This is a genomic window from Tritonibacter sp. SIMBA_163, from assembly GCF_046535935.1.
Classification (GTDB): Bacteria; Pseudomonadota; Alphaproteobacteria; order Rhodobacterales; family Rhodobacteraceae; genus Epibacterium; species Epibacterium scottomollicae.
This window is the reverse complement of sequence record NZ_JAWJBP010000229.1, coordinates 1-318: the sequence shown is the minus strand read 5'-3', so window position 1 is coordinate 318 and position 318 is coordinate 1. Positions and strand designations below refer to the sequence as shown.

At 67.3% G+C, this 318-nt stretch carries 1 pseudogene; it reads right to left on the bottom strand.

The features are described 5' to 3' along the window. Positions 1-318 (bottom strand): annotated as a pseudogene (locus R0J92_RS22195) (hypothetical protein); the annotation flags it as partial.

Below are 318 nucleotides of genomic sequence, written 5' to 3'. Positions count from 1 at the left end.
CAATCGTCACCGCCGCATCGCCCAGGGTCGCGCCAGATTGCAGATCCAGCGCCACCGTGCCCGCGTCAATCGACAGGCTCGCGCCCGCACCGCTTGTCACATCCCCCGACGCCAGCGTCAGAACACCCGAGCTTGCCGACAGCGACAGATCGCCGTCCAGCGCCAGATCGCCGGTCAGCTGTGTCGTGCCGTCGCTGCTGATCTGCGCGCTCACCCCCGTCGCAACCGAGAGATCATTGCCCAGCACGGCAACATCCGCGAGGCTCAGCACAGGTGCCGCATTCGCCACGCCTGCATCCGCCACAAAGGCAATGCCGC